Origin of the sequence: Pseudomonas sediminis (assembly GCF_039555755.1) — a bacterium.
In the GTDB taxonomy this organism is placed as follows: Bacteria; Pseudomonadota; Gammaproteobacteria; order Pseudomonadales; family Pseudomonadaceae; genus Aquipseudomonas; species Aquipseudomonas mendocina_D.
In genome coordinates this window covers 2,015,608-2,040,637 of the sequence record NZ_CP154631.1, presented here as the reverse complement: position 1 = coordinate 2,040,637, position 25,030 = coordinate 2,015,608, and the positions used below count along the sequence as shown (strand labels likewise).

The window sequence follows — 25,030 nt, the reverse complement described above, 5'->3', positions numbered from 1 at the left end:
AGTCAGGCCCCGGCAGTGGCCTGCAAGCCCGCCAGCAGCAAGCGCTGGTAGAGGGCTTCACGCGCCCCATCCGGCACCTCCAGCCTCATGCGTCGCAGATGCTCGGCATAGGCGACCGGCTCCGGCGCATCGAGCGTGGCCTTGCCCAGCGCCAGTACTTCGGTCAGACGCAGCTTGCTCTTGAGCCAGCTCAGCGCGCGCACCAGGTCCTGCTCCACCGCGCTGAAATCGCTGCCTAGCGGGTATTCGGCGAACAGCTGCGAATGTTCTGCACGCAGAGCCTCCAGCCGCTCGGGCAGGTTGTTGCAGAAGCGCTCATCGAGGCGGAAATCCGCCGGCAGCTTGCCGACCTGCTGCGCCTGCTCGATCAGTTCGCTCTGAAAGCGCGAATCGCTGACCTTGAGCAGCGCCTCGATGACCTGGGCGTCGGTCTTGCCGCGCAGATCGGCGATGCCGTACTCGGTTACCACGATGTCGCGCAGGTGCCGCGGGATGGTGGCGTGGCCGTACTCCCAGACGATGTTCGAATTCACCTCGCCGCCCGACTCGCGCCAGCTGCGCAGCAGCAGGATCGAGCGCGCATCCTCCAGCGCATGGGCCTGGGCGACGAAGTTGTACTGGCCGCCTACGCCGCTGAGTACGCGGCCGTCTTCCAGTTGATCGGCCACCCCTGCGCCGAGCAGCGTCATGGTGAAAGCCGTATTGATGAAGCGTGCGTCACGGCGCTGCAAACGCTTGAGCTCCTCTTCGCCGTACAGTTCGTTGATATAGCGAATGCCGGTCATGGCAAAGCGCTGCCGTTCAGCACCATCCAGCTCGCGCAAACGTCGGTAGAAGCTTTCCGGGCCGAGAAAGAAACCGCCATGCAGCACCACGCCGCCCTGCGCGCAGCCGAGACAGGACTGCAGGCGAGCCTGCGTCTGGGGATCACTGAGGTCCGCGGCGACGCGACTACCGTCAAGCAACTGCAGCTCGCCCGCCTCCAGTCGTATATCACCGCGCAGCAGGCCGCTATCGAGCAGCCAGGCCAGATCGCTCGACTGCAAGGTCGCTGGCAGCCCTGCGTCGACCAGCGCCTGAACGCTGTGTGGCCGATCCTGTTCATCCAGCGCACCACCACAGGCCAGACGCTGCAGGCGCAGATCCGGGTAAACCCGGCGCCGTAGCAGGCCGGCCTCGGCCAATGCCAGCAAGCCGTTGACGAACATTTCACTGCAGCCATACAGCCCGTGAGCGAGCGGTTCGAGACCGCCACAGGCGGCAATCTCATCCGCCCAATCATCAGCACGGAGCGCCCGTAGCAGTGCGCGGTAGCGAGCATTGTCGGCCTGCCTGGCCATCAGTGCCGACGCCAGGGCATCACCCATCGCGCCGATACCGATCTGCAGGGTGCCACCGTCACGCACCAGGGTGCTGGCGAACAGGCCGATGCAATGATCCTGCAAGGTCACGGGCATGTTCGGCGTGGAGAACAGCGTGGTGCGCTCGTCCTCGCCAATATGGATATCGAAGGTATCGCGCGACACCTGGGCATCACCGGCCATGTAGGGCAGGTCACTGTGGATCTGGGCGACGCTGAGCACGGTTTCGCCAGCCTCGCGGCGCTTATCCAGCAGCGGCAGCAGATCGAGAGTGATGTCCGGGTTGCAGCTCAGGCTGAAATGCCCGGGGTGCGCTGGGTCAACGGCCACCAGCTGGGCGACCAGATTCAGGCCCTTGGCATTGAGGTCACGGGCGACATGGCTGTAGTTGCTGCTGATGTAGTCCTGCTGCGCTGGCTCGCATTCGAGCAGGCTGCCCGGCTGAAAGAAGAATTGCTCGACGCGCACGTTGGCCGGCAGGTTGCCGGCGTGCAGATCGGCGAGAAAGTCCAGCTCGGGATAATCGCCGTAGACCCGGTCAACGAAGGGTTCGAGAAAGCGTCGCTGCAAGTCCTGGCCGGCACGCGGGCGCGCCAGGCACAGCGCGGTGTAGATGGTCAGTTGCCGCTCGGGCAGATTGCGCACGCGTTCATAGAGCGCGTTTACCCAGCGATTGGGTTTGCCCAGACCGAGGGGCAGGCCCAGATGAATCGGCCCGTCGATTTCGCTCAACACGTGGTCGACGGCTTGTTCGAGGGTACAGGTGTGCGGCATCTGGCGCTCCTCGCGACATCCATGACGAATGCTGCTTGGACTGTGTAGCCACCGGCATGGTTGCATGCCACCGCCAGAAACGAAAAAACCGCCCAGAGGGCGGTTTTTTCAGGGAAGCGGCGAGTCTTACAGACCGGACATCTTCTTGATCGCTTCGCGCAGTTCGTCATCCGAGCAATCCGCGCAGGTGCCTTTCGGCGGCATGGCGTTGATACCGGAGATGGCAGCAGCGAGGATGCCGTCGAGGCCGCCCTGGTGATCGGCGCGATCTTTCCAGGCAGCGGTGTCACCGATCTTCGGTGCGCCCAGTACACCAGAGCCATGGCAGGCATTGCAGTGCTTGGCGATGATGTCGTCAGCGGTACGTGCACCACCACCGGCGGACGCAGCGACGGTTTCGACGCCCTTGCACTCTTCGCCCATGATGCACACGTCGCCTACAGGCTTGAGGCGCTCGGCGATAGCTTCATCGGTCGTGGCCTGAGCAGTCACTGCCCACAGGGCCAATACGGCAGCCGGTACTGCCAGCATTTTCTTCATCAGATTCACGGTACACCCTCTTCGTGGCTAGTCACGCCCGCGGCCACGGTTTCGCGAGCGGGCGTCAGTATAACGGCAAGCGCGGCCCACCGAAACAACCCATATTGTCGCAGGGTTATTGATCAGAAGTTCGCGGGCGTCGTGGCACTGATCAAGCGCGCCGGCATATCGAACGGGTTGCGGAAGCGATGCGGCTTACTGCTCTCGAAGTAGTAACTGTCGCCCGGCTCGAGGATGAACACCTCGTTGCCCACGGTCAGTTCCAGTTTGCCTTCGACCAGCATGCCGGCTTCCTCGCCCTCATGGGCGTACATTTCGTCACCGGTATCGGCGCCAGCCGGATAGGTTTCGTCGAGGAAGGAAATGGCGCGGCTCGGATGAGCCTTGCCGATCAGCTTCATGGTGATGGCGCCACTGCAGATATCGGTCAGCTCGGAGGCCCGGTAGACCACCTGAACCTGGTTCTCCTGCTCCATGTCGAGGGAGAAGAACTCCACCAGCGACATGGGAATGCCGCCGAGCACCTTTTTCAGCGAGCTGATCGAGGGGCTCACGCTGTTCTTCTCGATCATGGAAATGGTGCTGTTGGTGACGCCCGCCCGCTTGGCGAGTTCACGTTGGGATAGGCCTTTGAGCTTACGAATCGATTGCAGTCGAACGCCGACGTCCAATGCTGGAATCCCCCTTGGGATATGAGACGGAAAAGTGTCCGTATCATGGCATAGCGTTCGGAATTTACAACACTTGCGTTCACCCTTCGCCTACACGGCCCACATACTCTTTCGAAAAGCCTCGAGCTAGAGCCGTTCGAGTCAGCAATTGGCGCGCCGTGGAGCGCACAGCGCAAGCGGCCTTCCGATCCGGGCTCAGTTGCCGAGATAGAGCAGCGGCACCCGTCGCAGGTTGCAGAAGATCTGGTAGGGGATGCTGCCCGACGCCATGGCCACGTCGCTGGCCAACACCTGCTTGCCCCACAACTCGACACGACTGCCGAGACCGGCTTGCGGCAGATCGGTCAGGTCGACGGTGAGCATGTCCATCGACACCCGGCCGATCAGGCGGGTCAGCTGACCGTCCACCAGCACTGGCGTACCGGTCGGCGCGTGACGCGGATAACCGTCGGCATAGCCCATGGCGACGACACCGACGCGGGTCGGCCGCTCGGCCACGAAACGTGCGCCATACCCTACTGGCTCGCCGGCCGGTAGCTCACGCACGCTGATGACCTTCGACTCCAGGGTCATCACCGGGCGCAAACGCGCGGCCTGCTCCTGAGCCTGCTCGAACGGGGTGGCGCCGTAGAGCATGATGCCGGGGCGCACCCAGTCGCTGGGTACCTGCGGCCAGCCAAGCACGGCCGGCGAGTTGCGCAAGCTGACCTCGGCGCTGAGGCCTTCGCGAGCCTGCTGGAACACCGCCAGTTGCTCACTCGTGCGCTCGCACTCGGGCTCGTCGGCCCGAGCGAAGTGGCTCATCAGTACGATCTTGCTGACCTTGCCGCTGGCCAGCAGACGCCGATAGGCGGCCTGGTACTCGGCCGGATGCAGGCCGACACGGTGCATGCCGCTGTCCAGCTTGAGCCAGACGGTCAGCGGCTTGCTCAGTTGGGCCTGCTCGATAGCCTCGATCTGCCACTGCGCATGGGCAACGCACCACAGGTCATGCTGGTCGATCAGCGCCAGTTCGTCGGCCTCGAAGAAGCCTTCGAGCAGCAGGATCGGCGCCCTGATGCCGGCCTCGCGTAACACCAGCGCTTCTTCGATGCAGGCCACGGCAAAACCATCAGCGTCGGCTTCGAGTGCCTGCGCGCAACGCACCGCTCCGTGCCCATAGGCATCGGCCTTGACCACGGCCAAAGCACGGGCGCCGCTCATTTCGCGGGCCAGACGGTAGTTATGACGCAGGGCGTCGAGGTCGATCAGGGCACGGGCGGGGCGCATGGTTCGTTTCTCTCAATCATTCACTGAGGCGACGATTTTTCGTAGTCCGGTGACATCCGGGCTTATGCCGACAAATCGCCATTCAAAAAAAACCCGGCGGGGGAGCCGGGTGAAAAGCCAACACAAAAAGATTCCGGGAGAATTTTTTGACGTCGCTTGCGACGGCCCGGAGGGTTGCCGCCATGGATGGCAGGCAACAAAAAGCTGTGGCCGCCTCAGACGGCAGCCACCACACACATTTCCACCAGCACTTCGGGCTTGTACATCTTCGCTTCGACGCAGGCGCGTGCCGGTGCATGGCCATCGGCGACCCAGGCGTCGTACTCGGCGTTGAGGCCGTCATAGTCGGCCATGTCCTTGATGAAGATAGTCAGCGAGAGGATCTTGCTCTTATCGCTGCCACCCTCAGCCAGCATCTTGTCGATGTTGGCCAGGGTCTGGCGGGTCTGCTCGCGGATGTCACCGTCGAAGTCGTCGGCCAACTGGCCGGCGAGGTAAATCGTGCCGTTGTGGATCACCACTTCGCTGTAGCGTTTGGCCACATGCAGGCGCTGGATCGACATAGGGGTAAAGCTCCTTGGATTGCGAAAGCGCGAAGGCCATCAGGTGCGCAGCGGCTGCGGTGCTGCTTGCACTTCACGCGCCTTGCGCGAGTAACGCGAGATATCCAGACCATCGGCGCTGATCTGCGGGCGCTTGTTGGCCATCAGGTCGGCGAGCAGGCGCCCGGAGCCGCAGGCCATGGTCCAGCCGAGGGTGCCGTGACCGGTGTTGAGGAACAGGTTGCGGAAGGCGCTGCCCCCTACGATCGGCGTGCCATCAGGCGTGGCCGGACGCAGGCCGGTCCAGAAATCGGCGCGTTGCAGGTCGCCGCCTTCCGGGTAGAGGTCGGAGGTGATCATCTCCAGGGTTTCGCGACGACGCGGATTGAGCGACAGGTCGAAACCGGCGATCTCGGCCATGCCGCCGACGCGGATGCGGCCATCGAAACGGGTGATCGCAACCTTGTAGGTCTCGTCGAGAATGGTCGAGTTCGGTGCCATGTCCGGGTTGGTGATCGGCACGGTCAGCGAGTAGCCCTTGAGCGGGTAAACCGGAGCACGAATGCCCAGCGGCTTGAGCAGTTGCGGGCTGTAGCTGCCGAGAGCGAGTACGTAGCGGTCGGCGGTTTCCAGCTTGCCGTCGATCCACACGCCATTGATGCGATCACCGACGGCGTCCAGGCGTTGGATGTTCTGGCCGAAGCGGAACTCGACGCCGAGCGCCTTGGCCATGTCCGCCAGCTTGGTGGTGAACATCTGGCAGTCGCCGGTCTGGTCGTTGGGCAGGCGCAAGGCACCGGCCAGCTTGTGCTTGACGCCAGCCAGAGCCGGTTCGACGCGGGCGATACCGTCGCGGTCGAGCAGCTCGAACGGTACGCCAGAGGCTTCCAGCACGGCGATGTCCTTGGCGGCAGCATCGACCTGGGCCTGGGTGCGGAACAGCTGGGTGGTGCCGAGCTGGCGACCTTCGTAGGCGATGCCGGTCTCGGCACGCAGCTCGTCGAGGCAGTCGCGGCTGTACTCGGACAGACGCACCATGCGCTCCTTGTTGATCGCATAGCGGCTGGCAGTGCAGTTGCGCAGCATCTGCGCCATCCACAGGTACTGGTCGACGTCACCAGTGGCCTTGATCGCCAGCGGGGCGTGTTTCTGCAACAGCCACTTGATGGCTTTCAGCGGCACGCCCGGCGCAGCCCATGGCGAAGCGTAGCCCGGAGAGACCTGGCCGGCGTTGGCGAAGCTGGTTTCCAGCGCCGGGCCGTTCTGACGGTCGACCACCACCACCTCGAAGCCCTGACGGGCGAGGTAGTAAGCACTGGCGGTACCAATCACACCGCTGCCGAGAACCAGAACACGCATGTTTTTCTCCCCGCCGCGCCCAGGGCGCGTGCGTTACAGGCCATTGTTGTCGATGGGCGCAGTATAGGAAGAGCCGTGCAGTGCTTTTCACCATATACACAGCTATATTTGGCGAGAATTCTTGGCAAAAAGCCGTTTTACAGAGGCGGATTCCCCATGAGAACCCAGCATCAGAGTCGTCGTGAACTGGACAAGATCGACCGCAACATCCTGCGTATCCTGCAAGAGGATGGGCGCATCAGCTTCACCGAATTGGGCGAACGCGTAGGGCTGTCGACCACGCCCTGCACGGAGCGCGTACGCCGCCTGGAGCGCGAAGGCATCATCATGGGCTACCACGCCCGCCTCAATCCGCAGAACCTCAAGGCCAACCTGCTGGTGTTCGTCGAAATCAGCCTGGACTACAAGTCCGGCGACACCTTCGAGGAATTCCGCCGCGCCGTGCTCAAGCTGCCGCATGTGCTGGAGTGCCACCTGGTGTCCGGTGACTTCGACTATCTGGTGAAAGCGCGCATCAACGAGATGGCCAGCTACCGCAAGCTGCTCGGCGACATCCTGCTAAAGCTGCCGCACGTGCGCGAGTCGAAGAGCTATATCGTCATGGAAGAGGTGAAGGAATCGCTGGCCCTGCCGGTGCCGGAGTGAAACGCATGTCGTGCGCGTAGGCGATGCCGCTGCGTTCTACACCAGCCGCTGCCGCGTCGTGGCGATCAGCCGGTGCACCTGGCGCTCCACCGCCGGCTCGATCGGCTGCTCCGGCCCGCGACCATGCGGGCAAGGCAGACGCGGTGTCGTGCCGAACAGGCGGCAGATCAGCGGCCGCTGGTCGTACACCTCGCAACCGTTCGGCCCCAGGTGCACGCAGTTGTATTCGGCCAGTGCTGCATCATGTTCGGCGTCGCTCTTGACCGGTAGGCGTGCCAGTTCCTCGGACGACGCAGTGACCGGCCCGCAGCAATCGTGACAGCCGGGCACGCAGTCGAAGCGCGGAATCTTGCGACGCAGGTGGTCGATCTTGCGGTCTGTGCAGCTCATACGCGGGCGCCTGGCAACGAAGACGACAGTTTACCGCGCCATGCTGACGCCTGCCCGCAGAGGGACGGATTAGCTACACGCCGATCCCCGAGCGGAGCGCACGACGTCGTTCTGCTGTCCCGCGTGTTTTTTCCGACTGACACTTGGCGTCGGACGGATCACGCGCTTATGCTGCGTTGAATTTTCCACACAACACAATCAGGATTTCGCACATGAACGCCCGCGTTCACCAGCCCGCCCACAGCCCGCAACATGCCGCTTCCTATTACGCCGCCAGCGTCAATCGCCAGCAGGCCTACCCGCCCCTGGACGGTGAGCTGCAGGTGGACGTGTGCATCGTCGGTGGCGGTTTCAGCGGCCTGAACACGGCCATCGAGCTGACCCAGAAAGGCCTGTCGGTGGCGCTGCTGGAGGCGCGCAAGATCGGCTGGGGCGCCAGCGGGCGCAACGGCGGGCAGCTGATTCGTGGCGTCGGCCATGATGTCGAACAGTTCGAATCGGTGGTCGGCCAGGATGGCGTGCGTCAGTTCAAGCTGATGGGGCTGGAGGCGGTGGAGATCGTGCGTGATCGCGTTGCGCAGTTTCAGATCGATTGCGACCTGACCTGGGGCTACTGCGACCTGGCCAACAAACCGGCGCATATGGACGACTTCGCCGCCGACAAGGCCGAGCTGGAAAGCCTCGGCTACCGCCATGAACTGCGCCTACTGCCGAAGGAGCGCATCCATGAGGTGGTCGGCTCCGACAACTATCATGGTGCCATGATCGACATGGGCTCGGGCCACCTGCACCCGCTCAACCTGGCGCTTGGCGAAGCCGCCGCCGCCCAGTCGCTCGGTGCGCAGCTGTTCGAAGACTCGCCGGTGACACGCATCGACTACGGCAATGAGGTGCGCGTGCACACCGCAGGTGGCCAGGTGCGCGCCCAATATCTGGTACTGGCCTGCAACGCCTACCTCAATGGCCTCAACCCGCAACTGGGTGGCAAGGTGCTACCGGCCGGCAGCTACATCATCGCCACCGAACAACTCTCCGAAGAGCAGGCGCGGCAACTGATCCCGCAGAACATGGCGCTCTGCGACCAGCGTGTGACCGTGGATTACTACCGCCTCTCTGCTGATCGCCGCCTGCTGTTCGGCGGTGCCTGCCACTATTCGGGGCGCGATCCGGCGGATATCGCCGGCTACATGAAGCCGAAGATGCTCAAGGTATTCCCGCAACTGGCAGACGTGCGCATCGACTACCAATGGGGCGGGATGATCGGCATCGGCGCCAACCGCCTGCCGCAGATCGGCCGGCTCAAGGATCAGCTCAACGTGTTCCATGCCCAGGCCTACGCCGGCCACGGCGTCAACGCCACGCACCTGGCTGGCAAACTGCTCGGCGAGGCCATCGCCGGTCAGGCAAGCCGTGGCTTCGACCTGTTCGACAAGGTGCCGCACATGACCTTCCCCGGCGGCAAGCACCTGCGCTCACCGCTGCTGGCCCTTGGCATGCTCTGGCACCGGCTGAAGGAAGTGCTCTAGCTGGTCAGCGGCATCAGGAGCGTGCCGCGCCCACTGCCTGCATCTCGCTGAAGGCGCCACGCTTGCTCGCCAGGATGATGAACACCAGCGCACCGGTGGCCATCATCAGCGGCAGCGCATGGCCGCTCAGCCACTGGCTGACGGCGCCGGTGGTCAACGGCCCGATCAGGCAGCCCAGCCCCCACAGCTGAGCGACGTGAGCATTGGCACGCACCAGCTCGTCATCACGATAACGCTCGCCGATCATGATCAGCGACAAGGTGAACAGGCCGCCGGCACTAGCACCGAAGGCCACCAGCACCGGCCAGATCACCGGCGTGTGCAGCAACGGTGGGATGGCCAGGCTGGAGACCAGCAGCACGACGCCACAGGCGCGGAACAGCAATTGCCGCGACATGCGGTCGGCCAGCCAGCCGATGGGCAGTTGCAGCACAGCGTCGCCGACCACCACCACGCTGACCATGAACAACGCCACCTCCTGAGTGAAGCCCTGGCGCAGGCCGTAGATCGGCAACAGGGTCAGCATCATAGCTTCGAAGGCCGCGAACAGCATCACTGCCCAGGCGATAGCCGGCAGCTTGCGGCAGAACACCATCAGCCCGCGCCCGGAGGCGCTGTGCGCATCCACCTGGGGTGCGCCAGTGCGCCCGAGTAGGATCAGCGAGCCACCGATCAGCAGGCACACGCCCGTCCAGAAACCCCGGTCGGTCGCAGTGCCGAGCGCCGTCAGCAGCAGTGGGCCACTGAGCTGGCTGAGGGCATAGCCCGTGCCGTAAAGGGCCACCAGGCGGCCGCGCCATTTTTCCACGGCGAGTTGATTGATCCAGCTTTCGCCGAGGATGAACACCACGGTCAGCGCCACGCCGATGAACAGGCGCAGGCCGACCCAGACCGCGTAGTTCTGTACCAGCGCCAGCCCGGCCACCGACACTGCACCGAGCAGCAGGCACAGCTGCATCAACACGGTGGTGCCGAAGCGCGCCGCCAGGCGCCCGGCCAGCAAGGCACCGAGCAGCACACCGACAGCCGGAGTCGCGGCCATTACGCCGATGGCGAAGGAGTCGTAGCCCCAGCTTTCCAGACGCAGCGACACCAGCGGCATGGTCACGCCCAGCGCGAGGCCGATGCTGATGACCGCCGCACAGACGGCGAAGTAGGTACCCCAACGCATTGGTGAATTCCTTGGCTGACGAGCCACTGCAAAGACAACGGCCGGGTTCCTCGGGAACCCGGCCGTAGGTTTCGGGAGCGAGGTAGCCGGCAGTTTCGCTGCACTCTAGACCCTCTCCCCCCAACCCCTCTCCCATGAATGGGAGAGGGGAGCCGATCACCTGGCCGACGACCAGGAGATCGCCCCGGTGCCGCTACAGCTTGATCCAGGTGGATTTCAGCTCGGTGTACTTGTCGAACGCGTGCAGCGACTTGTCGCGGCCGTTACCGGACTGCTTGAAGCCGCCGAACGGCGCGGTCATGTCGCCGCCGTCGTACTGGTTGATCCACACGCTACCGGCGCGCAATGCCTTACCGACCAGGTGGGCGCGCGACAGGTTGCTGGTCCACACCGCCGCGGCCAGGCCGTAGACAGTGTCATTGGCGATGGCAATGGCCTCGTCCTGATCATCGAAGCCGATCACCGACAGCACCGGGCCGAAGATCTCTTCCTTGGCGATGCGCATGGCGTTGTTCACGCCGTCGAAGATGGTCGGCTCGACGTAGGTGCCGCCGGTCTCTTCCATCACTCGCTTGCCGCCGGCCACCAGTTTGGCGCCGTCGTCATGACCGGCCTGGATGTAGCTCAGCACGTTGTTCATCTGGGTGGTGTCGACCAGCGCACCGACGTTGGTCGCCGGGTCCAGTGGGTTGCCCGGTTTCCAGGCCTTGATCGCCTCGACCACCATGGGCACGAACTTGTCCTTGATGGAGTTCTCCACCAGCAGGCGCGAACCGGCTGTGCACACTTCGCCCTGGTTGAAAGCGATGGCGCTGGCAGCGGACTCGGCAGCGGCCTGCAGGTCCGGTGCGTCAGCGAAGACGATGTTCGGGCTCTTGCCGCCGGCCTCCAGCCAGACGCGCTTCATGTTCGACTCGCCGGCATAGATCATCAGTTGCTTGGCGATCTTGGTCGAGCCGGTGAACACCAGGGTGTCGACATCCATGTGCAGGGCCAAGGCCTTGCCCACGGTGTGACCGAAGCCCGGCAGCACGTTGAATACGCCGGCCGGGATGCCTGCCTCGATGGCCAACTGGGCGATGCGAATGCCGGTCAGCGGCGACTTCTCGGAGGGCTTGAGGATGATCGAGTTACCGGTGGCCAACGCCGGGCCGAGCTTCCAGCAGGACATCAGCAGCGGAAAGTTCCACGGCACGATGGCGGCGACCACACCCACCGGCTCGCGGGTGACCAGGCCGAGCTGGTCGTGAGGCGTGGCAGCGACCTCGTCATAGACCTTGTCGATGGCCTCGCCACTCCAGCGGATGGCGTTGGCGGCACTGCCGACGTCGATGCTCAGCGAGTCACTGATCGGCTTGCCCATGTCGAGGGTTTCCAGCAGCGCCAGCTCCTGGCCATGCTCTTCGATCAGCTCGGCGAAACGGATCATCACCTTCTTACGCTTGGCCGGGGCCAGACGCGACCACACACCGGATTCAAACGTAGCGCGGGCATCCTTGACCGCCACTTCGGCGTCGGCCTGGTCACAGCTGGCCACCAGGCCGAGCAGGCGGCCGTCGACCGGGCTGATGCATTCGAAGGTGGCGCCAGACTCGGCGGCGCGGTACTCACCATGGACGAACGCACGGGTTTCGATGGTCAGGGTCTTGGCACGCTGTTCCCAGTCGGCACGCGTAAGGCTAGTCATTCCGGCATCCTCTCAATGGGTGGAAGCGGCGCGCATCAGGGCGCGCGCTGTCAATAATTCTGCAAGGCCAGATCGCTGGCCAAATCCTGTTCGCCACACTAAACCAGAGGGCTGTGGCTTTTCAATATTTTTGACATAGGCCGGCAAAAGCCCTTGTCATGTTCGTTTTTTTAAACATAGACTGCTGCCACGACTTTCCCGCGACAGCCCCGCTGGTCGCGCGGTTGCCGCCACCGACACCACGGAACAGCCAGATGAACATCGAGCAGATCATCGACTTCGCCCAGGCCGACACGGCCGCTGAACACTATCGCCCAGCGCCGGAAAAAGTGCTCAAGGGCGACCCCGAGCAAAGCGTGCGCAACCACTACAGCAGCCCCTGCGGCCAGTTCAGCACCGGTATCTGGGAAGGCGCAGTCGGTCAGTGGACGGTGAGCTACACCGAGCACGAGTACTGCGAGATTCTCCAGGGCGTGTCCGTGCTGCGTGATGCTGATGGCAACGCCAAGACCGTGCGCGCCGGCGACCGCTTCGTCATCCCGTCCGGCTTCTCCGGCACCTGGGAAGTGCTGGAAGCCTGCCGCAAGGTGTATGTGATCTTCGAGCCCAAATAGGCCCCGCAATTCCTGTTGCTTGTCACCCTTTGGCCCGCCATGCGCGGGCCTTTTTCTGCATGCGCCCATGCTCGGCGTCAATGCCGCGCGCGCCCTTCAGTCGAATAATGAAATGCCGATAGCGAAGGCCAGCGTCACCCGTAGTTTCCTGCCCGGAGTAGCCCCCCATGTTCGACCGTAAATTGCGCCAGCAATGCCAAGACCTGCACAGCCAGGTCGAACGCCTGAGCGCCGAAAAGCAGGCCATGCAGCGCGAGCTGGAGGATACCCGCGAGCTGCTGCGCCAGACCCAGCAGGAGCAAGACCAGCTCAACGGCATGAGCCGCTTTCGCGAACGACTGCAAAGCGAACTGAGCCACTTCCAGGATTCCCTCTCGGATACGCGTGACGGTGTGGTCGCGCAGGCGGAACAACTGCGTGTCGAGGTCGAAAAGCAGCGCGAACATCAGGGCGTTTTCCAGCAGACCTCGAGCTTGCTCGCCGGTTTTTCCAGCGCACTCGGCGGCATGTCCGAGCAGGGCATCCAGAGCGTACAGAGTGTCGAAATGCTGCAAGGCCGGGCGGGCGATATCAGCCGCATCGTCGAGCTGATCAAGGCCATTTCCGACCAGACCAACCTGCTGGCCCTCAACGCTGCCATCGAAGCGGCCCGTGCGGGCGAGCAGGGCCGTGGCTTTGCCGTGGTCGCCGATGAGGTGCGCGCCCTGGCGCAACGCACCCACCAGGCCACCCAGGAAATCAGCCAGCTCGTTGCCAGCATCAACCAGGAAACCGAGCGCGCCAGCCAGTCCATCGGTCAGCTATCGCAGGAAGCTTCGCGTCTGTCCGGCGACGTCTCGCAATCGGCCAACACCCTCGACAGCATGGTCGAAATGGGTGAACGCATGAGCGCACTCATCGAGCACATCGCCCTCGGCTCGTTCTGCGAAGCGGTCAAGCTCGACCATCTGCTGTTCAAGTTCGAGGTCTACCAACGCCTGCAGCGTCACGACAGCAATACCGAGCTGGCCAACCACCAGAGCTGCCGCCTGGGCCGCTGGTACCAGGATGGCGAAACCATCACCCGCTACGGCAGGACGCGCGGCTATCAGCAGTTGGAGGCACCACATCGCCAGGTGCACGAGGCGGCTCACGAAGCCCTGCACGCCGCGCAGAAACAGGACTGGGCGCGCACCCTGCAGGCCGTGGCGCAGATGGAGCGGGCCAGCCGAGACGTCAGCCAGCAACTCGACTCGCTGAGTCGCGGCCACTGAGGCCAATGCTCAGCCCACCCGTGACCCGGATTTAACCCGCGAGTTATTCGGCACGCGCACGGCCCACTCATGCCCGCTAGCGGCGCTGCGGCAGTAGGCATAGACGCTGATGGCCGCAACCCGGCCTCCGGATTGCATCTGGGCTACGGCGGACTTGTTCCAGGCAAAAAAAGACCCGCACGCGGCGGGTCACGGGTGCGCCCGGCCTAGTGAGCCTCGGGCGCAGGTACGGCAGGAACGACTCAGGCCAGTTCGTCGAAGCACTCGGCGACGATAGCGATGCCTTTCTCCAGTTGCGCGTCAGGGATGGTGACGGGCATCAGGAAGCGGATGACGTTGTAGTAGGTGCCGCACGACAGCAGGATCAGGCCCTTGTCGCGCGCCTTGGCGACGATCTTGCCGACCAACTCGGCAGCCGGCTTGCTGTGGTCGCCACCTTCGAACAGCTCGATGGCGACCATCGAACCCAGGCCGCGCACGTCACCGATCACCTTGTGCTTCTCGGCGATCTTGTTCAGGCCGGCTTTGAGCTTCTCACCCACGGCGTTGGAGCGCGCCAGCAGGTTCTCTTCGTCGAACACCTTGAGTACGGCCAGGGCCGCAGCACAGGCGATCGGGCTGCCGGCATAGGTGCCGCCCAGGCCACCGGGGGCGATCTTGTCCATGATCTCGGCCTTGCCGCATACGCCGGAGATCGGGAAGCCACCGCCTACGGACTTGGCGAAGGTGGTCAGGTCGGGCACCACGCCCAGTTGCTCGGTGGCAAAGAAGGTGCCGGTACGGCCAGCGCCGGTCTGCACTTCGTCAGCGATCAGCAGAATGCCGTGCTGGTCGCACAGGGCGCGCAGGCGCTGCATGAAGGCCGGCGAGTTGACGTAGAAACCGCCCTCGCCCTGCACCGGCTCGATGATGATCGCAGCGATGTCCTGCGGCTGCGCGTCGTTCTTGAAGATGCGCTCGATGCTGGCGATGGACTCGTCCTCACTCACGCCGTGCAGCGGGCACGGCGCCTGGGCACGGTACACGCCAGCAGGCATCAGGCCCATGCCGGCAGAGTACGGCACGACCTTGCCAGTCAGCGACAGGGTCATCATGGTGCGACCGTGGTAGGCGCCGGTGAAGGCGATCACGCCGGCACGGCCGGTGGCAGCACGAGCGATCTTCACCGCGTTCTCGACGGCTTCGGAGCCGGAGGTGACCAGCAGGGTCTTCTTGGCGAAGTCGCCCGGTACGCGCTTGGCGATCTCCTCACAGAGCTCGATGTAGGGCTCGTACGCCAGCACCTGGAAGCAGGTGTGGGTCAGCTTGGTCAGTTGCTCCTGAACGGCAGCGATCACCTTCGGATGCAGGTGGCCGGTGTTCAGTACGGCGATGCCGCCGGCGAAGTCGATGTACTCGCGGCCTTCGACGTCCCACACAGTGGCGTTCTCGGCGCGCTCGGCGACGATCGGGTGGATCTGGCCAACACCGCGCGGAACAGCGGCGGCACGGCGTTGCAGCAGGGATTCGTTGGTCTTGCTCATGGTGTCCTCATGGTCATCCCCGGCGGGAGGTCGGCTCAGCATGCGATGATCGACTGAACCGAGCCCGCGAGGGACTCAATAGGGTTACGGCTTACAACCGGGGCGCCGCACGCTCTTTCGCACCTTGCCCCGCCTTGGAAATCAGCGGATTTCCGAATCAGATTCCACCGAGGCACATGTACTTGATCTCGAGGTAGTCCTCGATCCCGTACTTGGAGCCTTCTCGGCCCAGGCCGGACGCCTTCACGCCGCCGAACGGCGCGACTTCGTTGGAGATCAGGCCGGTGTTGATACCCACCATGCCGTACTCCAGCGCTTCGGCCACGCGGAACACGCGGCCCAGATCACGGGCATAGAAGTAGGAAGCCAGGCCGAACTCGGTATCGTTGGCCATGGCGACCACTTCGGCCTCGTCCTTGAAGCGGAACAGCGGCGCCAGCGGGCCGAAGGTCTCTTCTTTAGCAACGGCGGCGGTTTTCGGTACGTCGAGCAGAATGGTCGGCTCGAAGAAGGTGCCACCCAGGGCGTGCGGCTTGCCGCCCAGGGCCAGCTTGGCGCCTTTGCCCACGGCGTCCTCGATGTGCTCCTGAACCTTGGCCACGGCCTTCTCGTCGATCAGCGGACCGGTGGTGGTGCCATCTTCCAGACCATTGCCGATCTTCAGCTTGCCCACTGCCGCGATCAGCTTCTCGGCGAAGGCATCGTAGACGGCGTCCTGCACGTAGATACGGTTGGCGCAGACGCAGGTCTGGCCGTTGTTGCGGTACTTGGAGATCAGCGCGCCCTCGACGGCGGCGTCCAAGTCGGCGTCATCGAAGACGATGAACGGCGCGTTGCCGCCCAGCTCCAGCGACACCTTCTTGATGTCCTGCGCACACTCGGCCATCAGTTGGCGACCGATCTCGGTCGAGCCGGTGAAGGACAGCTTGCGCACGATCGGGTTGCTGGTCAGCTCACCACCCACTTCACCAGCGCTGCCGGTGACCACGCTCAGCACACCTTTCGGGATGCCGGCGCGCTCGGCCAGCTCGACCAGGGCCAGGGCGGAGAACGGGGTCTGCGAAGCCGGCTTGATCACCATGGTGCAACCAGCGGCCAGCGCTGGGCCTGCCTTGCGGGTGATCATCGCGGCTGGGAAGTTCCACGGGGTGATGGCGGCGGTGACGCCGATCGGCTGCTTGATCACCATCAGGCGCTTGTCCGGCTGGTGACCAGGAATCACGTCACCGTAGACGCGCTTGGCCTCTTCGGCGAACCACTCGATGAAGGAGGCGGCGTAGGCGATCTCGCCCTTGGCTTCGGCCAGCGGCTTGCCCTGCTCCAGGGTCATCAGACGGCCCAGGTCATCCTGGCTTTCCATCAGCAGCTCGAACCAGCGACGCAGCTTGTTCGCACGCTCCTTGGCAGTCAGCGCACGCCAGGCCGGCAGCGCCTTCTCGGCGGCTTCGACGGCGCGGCGAGTTTCCGCACGGCCCATCTTCGGAACATGGCCGATGATCTCGCCAGTGGCCGGGTTGTTCACGGCAATGGTCTGACCGCTGTCGGCGTCCAACCACTGGCCATCGATATAAGCCTGTTGGCGCAGCAGCTGGGGGTCTTTCAGTTGCATGGCAGTCTCCTTCAGTTCCGGCGCCCTGGCGTCGGCGTAAGTCGTTGGAGTCACGGACAGAGCCCGCAAGGCCGAAATGGGAGCCGTGCGGGGCCTGGTAATGGATTCAGAGCCGTTGAACGCGCGAGGGTTCAGAATGACCGAACACGCCGTTTGAAATCTCAAACGAATCCTAGGATCGGCAGGGGTAAAGGGCAATAGGCGACCAAGCAAAATCCATAAAATAATGGCAAAAACTTCTGAAACTAAGATTCAGACGGCCCAAAAGTGTAAAGTCCGTTCTGAATAATGCACACTCATGCAGAATGGACGCTAACCGCCGAGATGCGTATGATTGCGCCCCGCAACGCACTCGTAGCTCAGCTGGATAGAGTACTGCCCTCCGAAGGCAGTGATCATCGAGTTGAGAAGGGTGCAGGCTAGTGGTCAAATAGTTCGCCGCAACACATACGCACCTGTAGCTCAGCTGGATAGAGTATTGCCCTCCGAAGGCAAGGGTCGTGGGTTCGAATCCCGCCAGGTGCGCCATATCCTCTTGATTCAATGGCCTCTTTCTAAGGCTTCGCCGCTTCCGCTGCTGAATCGGCGCCCTCCAGCAAAATTCCCTTGATGCCAGCTCTCAGGCTGCGATGAGCACTGCACTCAGTGTCATCTAGCGGCGGCTTTTCACGCTGTGCCAATTCTGTGCCCAAAGCGTGCCGCACGGTGAGATGGCATGCCGGTTACTTCGCAGAGATTGAGTATTAGCCACAATCAGGCACACGTCGGCTACAGGAGCCTGATCTCGGCATCCGGCCCAAGACGCTGCCAGGGCAGGCCGACCACCAGGGCCTGCAACTGCTCGGGGTTGAGTTCCAACTGCTGCCCCTGCCCATTGCCCGACCAGACGAAGCACCCTCGATTGAGCCTGCGAGCAGCCAGCCAGATGCCGAAGCCATCGTGCACCAGCACCTTCATCCGGTTGGCGCGCTTGTTGGTGAACAGGTAGGCGCAGTGCGGCTGTGCCGCACCGAACACTTGAACCACCCGGGCCAACGCGGTTTCGGTGCCGGCGCGCATGTCCAGCGGCTCGGTGGCGAGCCAGATGCGCTCGATACGGATCACTTCAGCAGCTCGCGCAGGAAGCGGGCGCAGCCTTCAGGGTCGTTGCCCGGCCAATGCACCGACAGCTTGCCGGCCCGATGGGGAATGGCGATCTGGATGGCCCTGTCGGCCGCACTCGGGGTAGCCAGCAGGCTCGGGACGAGAGGAATCGGAATAAAACCTGAAGGCACAGCGGGCAGCTGTGCCTGCTGGCGGCGAATCCACTTATGCACGAGATTGGCGTTGAGGCCGTGGCTCAAGGCCACGCCGGCAACCGAGGCGCCGGGCTGGGTGCACTCATCGACGACCTGGGCCTTGAAAGATTTGGGATAGGAGCGGCGTTGGCCTGGCACGGGAGATCCTCCGCAAGGGACTTGAAATGGTGTCCACCAAAAACAGGTGGACACCATGCCGCTAGCTGGAAGAACCGGGGAGGTGTGTTGCCCGGACGGTTACGATGAATGGGCATGATCCGTATGCCTATCTCAAGGATGTGCTAACGCGACTGCCGACACAGAAGGCCAGCGCTCTGGCCGAGCTGCTGCCGCACAACTGGGTATCCGTCGGCAAGGTGTAATGCCCGTTCGCTTACAAAGCGCAAAAGCCGAAATCTAAGCCACTGCCTGAGTAATCAGGCGATTAACCAAATACACATCCAAGCCTTCACTGCCGCCTTCACGCCCGTAACCGCTTTCACCCACACCGCCAAAAGGTGTTTCAGCAAAGGCCAACGCAAAGTGATTAATGGCAAGCATGCCGGTGATGAGCTCGTCGCTTAGCCGATGACAGACTGCGAGGTTGTGGCTAAAGGCGTAGGCAGCAAGACCAAAGGTTGTGTTGTTGGCCAGCTCAATTGCCTCATCCACCGAGTTAAACGGCGCCAGCAGCGCTAGTGGACCAAAAGGTTCTTCCATCCACGCGCGGGCGTTTTCTGGAACGTTGGTTAACACGGTTGGCGCAAAAAAATAGCCGGAGTCTCTTAGCGGCCCTCCACCGGTTAGGACGGTAGCGCCTTTGACCTTGGCATCGGCGACTAAGTCGGCGATTTGCGCGCAGCGCCGTTGGTTGATTAGTGGGCCCATTTGTGTGGTTGGCTCTTGGGCTGCGCCAATGGTTATACGTTGTACGGCCTCGACAAATGCCTGGGTGAATTCGGCAAAAACACTTTGCTGGATATAAAAGCGGGTAGGCGAGACGCATACCTGCCCTGCGTTACGGAACTTGGCCTGTGCCAGCTTTTGTGCGCAGTCGAGGATATCCACATCCTCGAATACCAGAACCGGAGCATGTCCGCCGAGTTCTAGAGTGCAGGGTTTGACGTTCTGTGCCGCTTGGGTGGCGATCAGCTTGCCAACCGGCACGGAGCCTGTGAACGAGACTTTGCGAATAATCGGTGAGGCAATCAAATGCGCAGAAATCTCAGCCGGCCGGCCAAACACCAACGCCAGCACTCCGTCAGGCAGGCCGGCGTCTACCAGTGCCTGCACCACCCCAATCAGCGCGCCCGGCGCTTCTTCTGGCCCTTTCAAGATAATCGAACAGCCAGCCGCGAGGGCCGGCGCGAGTTTGCGTACAGCTTGCGAGGCTGGAAAGTTCCACGGCGAAAATGCAGCCACCGGCCCTACCGGATCACGCCGAACCATGTTGATCACTTTGCTGTCGCGTGCCGGCACCAGACGACCACAAGCGCGTCGCCCTTCTTCGGCGTACCACTGTAAAAGCTCGGCGCAGGAATTTATTTCCATGCGTGCCTCAGGCAGGGGTTTTCCTTGCTCAAGGCTTAAGGTCTGCGCTAGCGACTCAAGGCGCTCACGGATCAGTCGCGCCGCCTCAAGCAGTACATCCGCGCGCTTTATTGCGGGAGTTTTGCGCCAAACGGAAAAGCCCCTGGCGCAGGCGTTTAGGGCTATATCCAAGTCTTCGATTTCGGCAACAGCCACTTCATTTACCGTTTGGCTGGTTGCGGGGTTATCCACTGCCAGCCATGCATCTTTTTGGCCTGAGCACCAATGGCCGTCAATAAACAAAAGATGCTTGTGCGAAGACTCAGGCATAGCAGCTACTCCTTGGGTACGTTTATCGCGTTAGAGCGGTTCAGGGCGTAATCCATACGCACCCCAGAGATATGGTGGCGCAGTAGGTCGGCTACGGTTTGCGCATCGCGCATGGCGAGAGCATCCAGAATGGCTTCGTGTTCGCGCTGGAACACCAGCCAGCGCTCGCGGTTAAAACGATGAGCTTTAAGACGCAGCCAGGCCGGGTTGTTGCGCATGCGCGCAACCTTGCGTCCGGACTCGATGAACATGGCGTTTTGTGTGGCGCTGTAGAGCATTAGGTGGAAGTCGCGGTCGATCCTTTCCACTTCATCCCAGCTGGTGGCATGTCGGCCTGCTAACAGCTCACCGCGAATCCTGTCAATTTCAGCATCGCTCAATTTGAGCACCAGCAAATCAGCCAGGGCCGGTTCCACTGTCAGCCGAAACTCAATCAGCTCAGCGGGCGTAACCAGGGATTCGTTCCCCGGCTCTCCAAGCGGCTCATGCCCGGGAAGGGCGATCAGAAAAGTACCGCGTCCGACGCGCCGCTCTAGCAGCCCTTGCTTCTCAAGGGTGTTAAGGACATCGCGCACGGTGGACCGCGAAAGGGTTGAAAATTCAGCCAGGTCACGCTCATTTAAAAGCCTGTCTCCGACTTTTAATCTGCCGGTGCGCATCGCCCCCAAAAGCTGGCTCAGCAGCTGCTCTTTGGAGTTGACTGCGGTGATGCCTAAGACATTGTTTCCACCTGAACCATTTGCACCAATTAAGATTTCAGGCAAACCATTCATACCAATGTGCTCTTGTGAATTTTTTCAGTGGAGCCAGCATATAAGTGGTTGCCAGCAAGAGCAAGGCAAGGCAAGATCAAATCCAGGTCTAAATGCTGAATAAAAAAACAAACCAATAAGACCAATTGATTGCCTTAACGCTGCCCAATCGTCTTCATGCTTATCCTGACTTTGGAGAATGCTTATGTTGAAACGACTGGCTCTGAGTTCTTTGGCCGCTCTTCCCTTGATCAGTACGCAGGTGGCTGCTGAGGAAGTTAAAATTGGCTTTACCGCAGCCCTGTCAGGGGATTTTGCGGCATTTGGTTTGAACATCCGCAAGGGGCTAGAGATTGCCCTGACTGAACTCAATCAGACTTCGGACACCACCTTCAGTCTGACTTCGGCTGATGACCGTGGTGAGGCTCGCGAAGGTGTTTTGATTGCACAACGCTTTTGCTCGGATGAGTCCATTGATGTAGTGATGGGCTACTCGTTCAGCTCTATTGCACTGGCTGCAGTTCCGGTGTTTGACCGCTGCAAATTGCCGGTGCTGGCCTCTGCTGTCACCAGTCCTGATTTAACTGGTGCCAGTGCGTACTTCCGCCGCAACGTGATGACCGATGCAACCCAAGGGCAAACCATGGGGCGTTACGCCACGGAAAAGCTGGGCTTTAAGCGCGTTTATATCCTCAACCAGCAAGATGACTATGGTATCGGCCTATCAAGCGCCTTCAGTGATGCTGCGGCGAAAAACGCTGAGATTGTTGGTCAGGAAAGCTACCTGCTGGGCACCAAAGACTTTAAAACCCTGCTGATCAAGGCGCGTGCTGCCAAGCCGGACGCGATCTTTATCGGTGGTTTTTATTCTGAAGCAGCAAAAATTGCCGAACAGGCACGCGCCTTGGGAATCAAGGTTCAGCTCCTAGGCAGTGACGGATCGCTCAACCCTGATTTGATCAGTCTGGGCCGCAGCGCGGTGGAGGGCATGATCGCCTACGGAATGTTTGATCCGTCGGTTTCCACCGAGACCACGGCCCCCTTTATCGACGCCTACCAAAGCGCCTATGGCGAGCAGCCCAATGCTTGGGCGGCCCTTGGCTATGACGCCGGTAAAACTCTGGCCGCAGCGGTGACTCAAGCCAAGAGCCAGGGCGCACTCACCCGTGAGTCGCTTAATGAGGCCTTCTCCACCATCAAAGATATTCCGGGCGTTACTGGTCCAACGACCTTTGAGGCTAGCGGCGATCGCGTGGGGTCTTTGTACTTCTTGCAAGTCAAAGACGGCGCGTTTCGCTTAGCCGACACCCAGTAAACCTCAGGGCGGCCTAGCCGCCCCATTTGCCGTGCGGCTGCGCCGCTGCTTTCGTGCAACACAGATGGGTTTGCCATGGAATACTTTGCTCAGCTTTTGCTTAACGGCCTGACCATTGGTGCGATATACGCACTGGCGGCCGTAGCCTTCAGTCTCGTCTACGGGGTGGTGCGCATGGTGAACTTCGCCTTTGGCGAGTTCTTCATGTTGGGCGCCTTTATTACCGTGAGCTTGATGCTCGACCAGATCAGCCTGTTTGGAGTTTCGGTGGCGATGCCGCACTTCGCGCTACCGTTGGCAGCTGCTTTCGGAATTGTTCTGGCTGGAATATTAGGCGTTGTGGTGGATCGCTTGGCCTACCGGCCACTGCGCAACGCCCCGCGGTTGGCGCCTTTAATTACCTCTATCGCAATCTCTGTGCTGCTGCAAAGCGGGGCGCAAAGTATCTGGGGTGCTGAAGAGCTGCGCTTCCCGGAAAACCCGCTTTCAGAGATGGAAGTGATCGTCTTGTTCAACTCGCTCTATCTCACTGTGCCAGAAGCATTAACCATTATCGTGGCGGTTGTGGCGATGCTGGGGTTGCACCAGTTCGTGGCGCGCAGCCGCCTTGGTCGGGCGATGCGGGCTACGGCTGAGAACAGCACGGCTTCAACCTTAATTGGCATCCCGGTAAACCGCATTATCGCCATCGCCTTTTTACTTGGCTCAGGTTTTGCCGCTCTGGCGGGGATTCTTTACGCGCAAACCTACGGCTTTGCCCACGCCACTATGGGCTTTATACCTGCGCTTAAAGCGCTGACCGCAGCGGTTTTGGGCGGCATTGGCAGCATTCCGGGTGCTGCGTTGGGCGGGTTGTTGCTGGGGATGATGGAAACCTTGGGTGGTGGTTACTTGCCGAACGGCAACGCCTGGAAAGACGCCATCAGTTTCAGTGTGCTGATTTTGCTCCTGTACTTCCGCCCGCAAGGCCTGCTCGGCCGGCCGGAAACCGTTGCTGGTGAGCGTGGAAGTTTGTTGGGCAACAGCCCGCAAAGCGGCTGGTTGATGGCTCGCGTTGAGCACCTGCTAGGTAAATTCGCCAGCCCAAGTCCTTGGCTGATGATCGCTCTGGTGGCTGTTGCAGCTAGTCTTGCCTTCGTCGTGACCAGCGACTACTGGCTGCGGATTTTAATCTTCGTGCTGATCTACGGGATGCTCGCCAGCGGTCTGAACGTGGTGGTGGGCTTTGCCGGTTTGCTGGATCTGGGCTATGTCGCCTTCTGGGCGGTGGGCTCCTATTTCACCTCAATCATCTTCATTCTGGTGATGCGCCAGGGCTTCGGCATTGAATCTGCTGAGGTTTGGTGGCTGATGTACGCCAACTTCATCGTCGGCGGTGTACTCGCAGCGCTGGCTGCAATGTGTATCGGCTACCCGACGCTAAAGCTGCGCGGCGATTACCTGGCCATCATGACCCTGGGCTTTGGCGAGATTATTCGCATCGTGGCTATCAACTGGGTGGATCTGACCCGGGGGCCGATGGGCATTCGCGATATCCCGTTGCCAAACCTGTTTGGTTACGAGTTGGCCAGCGCTCAGGCCCAATACCTTTATGCGTTGGCGCTGGCGGCCTTGGTGGTGTTCGTGATTGCTCGCATTGTGCGCTCCCATGTTGGTCGGGCATGGGTGGCCATACGTGAAGATGAAGACGCTGCCGAAGCCATGGGCATCCCGACCTCGCGCTACAAGCTATATGCCTACGCCTTCGGTGGCTTTATTGGTGGACTGGTTGGCACCTTTTATGCCCACAGCCAGCAGTACATCAGCCCTTTCAACTTCAGTCTGTTTGAAAACATTCTGCTGCTGATGCTGGTTGTTCTGGGCGGGTTGGGTACTTTGATTGGTCCCTTTATCGGCGCGTTGATTTGGGTGGTGTTCCTGCAGCTGGCGCTGGATTTGCCCTTTGTTGAAGCCTTCCCTGAAGCGCGTTTTGCCCTTCTGGGCCTGTTGTTGATCCTTTTGATGCTGTACCGACCTCAAGGACTTGCCGCCAAAGCGCGGGTCAAGCTGGTGGCGCAATGAACGCCCTGCTAAATGCTCAAGGTTTAAGCGTGACATTTGGTGGCTTGAAGGCGGTGGACGGGCTGGATATCAGTATCCGGGAGGGCCATATACATGCGCTTATCGGTCCCAATGGTGCGGGTAAAAGCACTGTGGTCAATGCCCTGTCTGGTTTCGTTAAACCGACAGCGGGGTCATTGACCATCAGCGGGAGTGAAGTCTGTGGGCGTGAAGCCCATGTGATCGCCCAGGCAGGGCTGGCCCGCACCTTTCAAAACATCCGTTTGTTTGGTGCGATGAGTGTCTTGGAAACCGTGTTGGTCGGTGCCCACCGGCACTTTGACGCAAACCTCTGGCACCTGCTGTTTTTACGTCGGGCGCTGCGCGTGCATGAGGCACAGATGGTTGAGCAAGCCAAAGCACTTCTGCGCTTTGTCGGTCTGGATGAAAGCTTTGATGAGCGTGCCCCCACCACCCTTGCCTACGGCCATCAGCGCCGGGTAGAGATTGCCCGCGCGCTGATCTCACGCCCCCGTCTTTTGCTGCTGGATGAGCCCTTGGCGGGTATGAACCTGGCCGAAAAGGAAGAGCTGTCGGCCCTGATTAAACGCATCCGTGACGACGGCACCAGTGTTCTTTTGGTCGAACACGATATGAGCATCATCCATGGTCTAGCCGACCGGATCACGGTGCTCTACCACGGGCAAAAACTGGCTGAAGGCAGCGTGACCGAAGTCTTCGCCAATGAAGCCGTGCAAAGCGCCTACTTCGGCAAACAAAAGGTGAAAGGAGGCAAAGCATGACTGCGCCATTAATTCAGGTCGATAACCTGTGCGTGCGTTATGGCGCCGT

Annotated in this window: 23 protein-coding genes, 1 tRNA gene and 2 pseudogenes; 10 read left to right on the top strand and 16 right to left on the bottom strand. The window is 61.6% G+C overall.

What is annotated here, in order from left to right; translation table 11 throughout:
- Positions 1-2: 2 nt before the first annotated feature.
- From AAEQ75_RS09720 to dadA, 6 genes are all read right to left on the bottom strand, one after another.
- Entirely contained in the window at positions 3-2,135 is a 2,133-nt protein-coding gene (locus AAEQ75_RS09720) for an acetyl-CoA hydrolase/transferase C-terminal domain-containing protein (protein WP_343351959.1), read from the bottom strand.
- 126 nt (positions 2,136-2,261) lie between these two features.
- Positions 2,262-2,684: a c-type cytochrome gene (locus tag AAEQ75_RS09715; RefSeq protein WP_099524757.1), complete on the bottom strand. Its 423-nt coding sequence runs from the start codon at positions 2,682-2,684 to the stop codon at positions 2,262-2,264.
- Positions 2,685-2,797: 113 nt separating this feature from the next.
- The gene (locus AAEQ75_RS09710) at positions 2,798-3,346 is read right to left on the bottom strand and encodes a cupin domain-containing protein (protein WP_128579573.1); all 549 of its coding nucleotides are present in this window, start codon (positions 3,344-3,346) and stop codon (positions 2,798-2,800) included.
- Positions 3,347-3,541: 195 nt separating this feature from the next.
- The gene (gene alr, locus AAEQ75_RS09705; protein ID WP_143507163.1) at positions 3,542-4,615 is read right to left on the bottom strand and encodes an alanine racemase; all 1,074 of its coding nucleotides are present in this window, start codon (positions 4,613-4,615) and stop codon (positions 3,542-3,544) included.
- A gap of 215 nt (positions 4,616-4,830) precedes the next feature.
- Positions 4,831-5,178, bottom strand: coding sequence for a RidA family protein (locus AAEQ75_RS09700; protein ID WP_017361197.1), 348 nt, complete (start codon positions 5,176-5,178; stop codon positions 4,831-4,833).
- Between the two features lie 39 nt (positions 5,179-5,217).
- Positions 5,218-6,516, bottom strand: a complete 1,299-nt coding sequence (gene dadA / locus AAEQ75_RS09695; RefSeq protein ID WP_125835248.1) for a D-amino acid dehydrogenase — start codon at positions 6,514-6,516, stop codon at positions 5,218-5,220.
- A gap of 156 nt (positions 6,517-6,672) precedes the next feature.
- Here dadA and dadR point away from each other — a divergent pair, with 156 nt between their 5' ends.
- Positions 6,673-7,161 (top strand): transcriptional regulator DadR, encoded by a 489-nt coding sequence (dadR, locus tag AAEQ75_RS09690; protein WP_017678280.1) that lies wholly within the window; start codon positions 6,673-6,675, stop codon positions 7,159-7,161.
- 36 nt (positions 7,162-7,197) lie between these two features.
- Here dadR and AAEQ75_RS09685 read toward each other — a convergent pair whose 3' ends face one another.
- Positions 7,198-7,551, bottom strand: coding sequence for a YkgJ family cysteine cluster protein (locus AAEQ75_RS09685; RefSeq protein ID WP_343351956.1), 354 nt, complete (start codon positions 7,549-7,551; stop codon positions 7,198-7,200).
- Between the two features lie 212 nt (positions 7,552-7,763).
- On the opposite strand from AAEQ75_RS09685, the gene AAEQ75_RS09680 reads away from it, so the two are divergent.
- The gene (locus AAEQ75_RS09680; RefSeq protein ID WP_343351954.1) at positions 7,764-9,077 is read left to right on the top strand and encodes an NAD(P)/FAD-dependent oxidoreductase; all 1,314 of its coding nucleotides are present in this window, start codon (positions 7,764-7,766) and stop codon (positions 9,075-9,077) included.
- 13 nt (positions 9,078-9,090) lie between these two features.
- On the opposite strand, the gene AAEQ75_RS09675 is transcribed toward AAEQ75_RS09680, so the two are convergent.
- The 3 genes from AAEQ75_RS09675 to AAEQ75_RS09665 all read right to left on the bottom strand — a co-directional run bounded on the left by AAEQ75_RS09675 (position 9,091) and on the right by AAEQ75_RS09665 (position 12,197).
- Complete coding sequence (locus AAEQ75_RS09675) at positions 9,091-10,248, bottom strand: MFS transporter (RefSeq protein WP_343351952.1); 1,158 nt, start codon at positions 10,246-10,248, stop codon at positions 9,091-9,093.
- A 193-nt stretch (positions 10,249-10,441) separates the two neighbouring features.
- Positions 10,442-11,935, bottom strand: a complete 1,494-nt coding sequence (locus tag AAEQ75_RS09670; protein ID WP_143507169.1) for an aldehyde dehydrogenase — start codon at positions 11,933-11,935, stop codon at positions 10,442-10,444.
- Between the two features lie 121 nt (positions 11,936-12,056).
- Entirely contained in the window at positions 12,057-12,197 is a 141-nt protein-coding gene (locus AAEQ75_RS09665) for a hypothetical protein (RefSeq protein ID WP_157837813.1), read from the bottom strand.
- On the opposite strand from AAEQ75_RS09665, the gene AAEQ75_RS09660 reads away from it, so the two are divergent.
- The 3 genes and pseudogenes from AAEQ75_RS09660 to AAEQ75_RS21945 all read left to right on the top strand — a co-directional run bounded on the left by AAEQ75_RS09660 (position 12,190) and on the right by AAEQ75_RS21945 (position 13,802).
- Entirely contained in the window at positions 12,190-12,549 is a 360-nt protein-coding gene (locus AAEQ75_RS09660; protein ID WP_343351949.1) for a cupin domain-containing protein, read from the top strand. The genes AAEQ75_RS09665 and AAEQ75_RS09660 overlap by 8 nt on opposite strands.
- 584 nt (positions 12,550-13,133) lie before the next feature.
- Positions 13,134-13,409, top strand: a pseudogene (locus AAEQ75_RS21950) (methyl-accepting chemotaxis protein); the annotation flags it as partial.
- A 3-nt stretch (positions 13,410-13,412) separates the two neighbouring features.
- Entirely contained in the window at positions 13,413-13,802 is a 390-nt protein-coding gene (locus tag AAEQ75_RS21945; RefSeq protein ID WP_430523459.1) for a CZB domain-containing protein, read from the top strand.
- A 242-nt stretch (positions 13,803-14,044) separates the two neighbouring features.
- Here the strand turns inward: AAEQ75_RS21945 and gabT are convergent, their stop codons facing one another.
- Both gabT and gabD read right to left on the bottom strand, forming a co-directional pair.
- On the bottom strand, positions 14,045-15,325 hold the full coding sequence (gene gabT, locus AAEQ75_RS09650; RefSeq protein ID WP_209450926.1) for a 4-aminobutyrate--2-oxoglutarate transaminase: 1,281 nt from the start codon (positions 15,323-15,325) through the stop codon (positions 14,045-14,047).
- Between the two features lie 157 nt (positions 15,326-15,482).
- Positions 15,483-16,934 (bottom strand): NADP-dependent succinate-semialdehyde dehydrogenase, encoded by a 1,452-nt coding sequence (gabD, locus tag AAEQ75_RS09645; RefSeq protein WP_343351943.1) that lies wholly within the window; start codon positions 16,932-16,934, stop codon positions 15,483-15,485.
- A gap of 451 nt (positions 16,935-17,385) precedes the next feature.
- On the opposite strand from gabD, the gene AAEQ75_RS09640 reads away from it, so the two are divergent.
- Positions 17,386-17,462, top strand: a tRNA-Arg gene (locus AAEQ75_RS09640).
- Between the two features lie 240 nt (positions 17,463-17,702).
- Here the strand turns inward: AAEQ75_RS09640 and tnpB are convergent.
- Both tnpB and tnpA read right to left on the bottom strand, forming a co-directional pair.
- Positions 17,703-18,038 (bottom strand): IS66 family insertion sequence element accessory protein TnpB, encoded by a 336-nt coding sequence (gene tnpB, locus AAEQ75_RS09635; RefSeq protein ID WP_343351941.1) that lies wholly within the window; start codon positions 18,036-18,038, stop codon positions 17,703-17,705.
- Positions 18,035-18,370: an IS66-like element accessory protein TnpA gene (gene tnpA / locus AAEQ75_RS09630; RefSeq protein ID WP_343351080.1), complete on the bottom strand. Its 336-nt coding sequence runs from the start codon at positions 18,368-18,370 to the stop codon at positions 18,035-18,037. The genes tnpB and tnpA overlap by 4 nt, the downstream gene beginning before the upstream one ends.
- Positions 18,371-18,462: 92 nt before the next feature.
- Here tnpA and AAEQ75_RS09625 point away from each other — a divergent pair.
- A pseudogene (locus AAEQ75_RS09625) lies at positions 18,463-18,594 on the top strand (transposase domain-containing protein); the annotation flags it as partial.
- A 34-nt stretch (positions 18,595-18,628) separates the two neighbouring features.
- Here AAEQ75_RS09625 and AAEQ75_RS09620 read toward each other — a convergent pair.
- Positions 18,629-20,071 carry an NAD-dependent succinate-semialdehyde dehydrogenase gene (locus AAEQ75_RS09620; protein ID WP_033982769.1) on the bottom strand — a complete coding sequence of 481 codons (1,443 nt, stop codon included), beginning with the start codon at positions 20,069-20,071 and terminating at the stop codon, positions 18,629-18,631.
- A 5-nt stretch (positions 20,072-20,076) separates the two neighbouring features.
- Positions 20,077-20,844, bottom strand: a complete 768-nt coding sequence (locus tag AAEQ75_RS09615) for a FadR/GntR family transcriptional regulator (RefSeq protein ID WP_033982767.1) — start codon at positions 20,842-20,844, stop codon at positions 20,077-20,079.
- Positions 20,845-21,028: 184 nt separating this feature from the next.
- Here AAEQ75_RS09615 and AAEQ75_RS09610 point away from each other — a divergent pair, with 184 nt between their 5' ends.
- The 3 genes from AAEQ75_RS09610 to AAEQ75_RS09600 all read left to right on the top strand — a co-directional run bounded on the left by AAEQ75_RS09610 (position 21,029) and on the right by AAEQ75_RS09600 (position 24,981).
- Positions 21,029-22,138, top strand: coding sequence for an ABC transporter substrate-binding protein (locus AAEQ75_RS09610; protein ID WP_033982765.1), 1,110 nt, complete (start codon positions 21,029-21,031; stop codon positions 22,136-22,138).
- 75 nt (positions 22,139-22,213) lie between these two features.
- Positions 22,214-24,199, top strand: coding sequence for an ABC transporter permease (locus tag AAEQ75_RS09605; protein ID WP_343351935.1), 1,986 nt, complete (start codon positions 22,214-22,216; stop codon positions 24,197-24,199).
- Positions 24,196-24,981 carry an ABC transporter ATP-binding protein gene (locus AAEQ75_RS09600; protein ID WP_033982762.1) on the top strand — a complete coding sequence of 262 codons (786 nt, stop codon included), beginning with the start codon at positions 24,196-24,198 and terminating at the stop codon, positions 24,979-24,981. Before AAEQ75_RS09605 ends, AAEQ75_RS09600 begins: the two co-directional genes overlap by 4 nt.
- Positions 24,982-25,030: the final 49 nt, after the last annotated feature.

Excerpts from the sequence above, each read along its gene's own strand:
- AAEQ75_RS09660 (WP_343351949.1), top strand. The coding sequence starts at position 12,190 with ATGAACATCGAGCAGATCATCGACTTCGCCCAGGCCGACACGGCCGCT.
- AAEQ75_RS09675 (WP_343351952.1), bottom strand. The coding sequence starts at position 10,248 with ATGCGTTGGGGTACCTACTTCGCCGTCTGTGCGGCGGTCATCAGCATC.
- AAEQ75_RS09600 (WP_033982762.1), top strand. The coding sequence starts at position 24,196 with ATGAACGCCCTGCTAAATGCTCAAGGTTTAAGCGTGACATTTGGTGGC.
- AAEQ75_RS09680 (WP_343351954.1), top strand. The coding sequence starts at position 7,764 with ATGAACGCCCGCGTTCACCAGCCCGCCCACAGCCCGCAACATGCCGCT.
- AAEQ75_RS09670 (WP_143507169.1), bottom strand. The coding sequence starts at position 11,935 with ATGACTAGCCTTACGCGTGCCGACTGGGAACAGCGTGCCAAGACCCTG.
- AAEQ75_RS09665 (WP_157837813.1), bottom strand. The coding sequence starts at position 12,197 with ATGTTCATCTGGCTGTTCCGTGGTGTCGGTGGCGGCAACCGCGCGACC.
- gabD (WP_343351943.1), bottom strand. The coding sequence starts at position 16,934 with ATGCAACTGAAAGACCCCCAGCTGCTGCGCCAACAGGCTTATATCGAT.
- AAEQ75_RS09720 (WP_343351959.1), bottom strand. The coding sequence starts at position 2,135 with ATGCCGCACACCTGTACCCTCGAACAAGCCGTCGACCACGTGTTGAGC.
- alr (WP_143507163.1), bottom strand. The coding sequence starts at position 4,615 with ATGCGCCCCGCCCGTGCCCTGATCGACCTCGACGCCCTGCGTCATAAC.
- gabT (WP_209450926.1), bottom strand. The coding sequence starts at position 15,325 with ATGAGCAAGACCAACGAATCCCTGCTGCAACGCCGTGCCGCCGCTGTT.
- AAEQ75_RS09685 (WP_343351956.1), bottom strand. The coding sequence starts at position 7,551 with ATGAGCTGCACAGACCGCAAGATCGACCACCTGCGTCGCAAGATTCCG.
- AAEQ75_RS09615 (WP_033982767.1), bottom strand. The coding sequence starts at position 20,844 with ATGAATGGTTTGCCTGAAATCTTAATTGGTGCAAATGGTTCAGGTGGA.
- dadA (WP_125835248.1), bottom strand. The coding sequence starts at position 6,516 with ATGCGTGTTCTGGTTCTCGGCAGCGGTGTGATTGGTACCGCCAGTGCT.
- dadR (WP_017678280.1), top strand. The coding sequence starts at position 6,673 with ATGAGAACCCAGCATCAGAGTCGTCGTGAACTGGACAAGATCGACCGC.
- AAEQ75_RS09605 (WP_343351935.1), top strand. The coding sequence starts at position 22,214 with ATGGAATACTTTGCTCAGCTTTTGCTTAACGGCCTGACCATTGGTGCG.
- AAEQ75_RS21945 (WP_430523459.1), top strand. The coding sequence starts at position 13,413 with ATGGTCGAAATGGGTGAACGCATGAGCGCACTCATCGAGCACATCGCC.
- AAEQ75_RS09620 (WP_033982769.1), bottom strand. The coding sequence starts at position 20,071 with ATGCCTGAGTCTTCGCACAAGCATCTTTTGTTTATTGACGGCCATTGG.
- AAEQ75_RS09610 (WP_033982765.1), top strand. The coding sequence starts at position 21,029 with ATGTTGAAACGACTGGCTCTGAGTTCTTTGGCCGCTCTTCCCTTGATC.
- AAEQ75_RS09700 (WP_017361197.1), bottom strand. The coding sequence starts at position 5,178 with ATGTCGATCCAGCGCCTGCATGTGGCCAAACGCTACAGCGAAGTGGTG.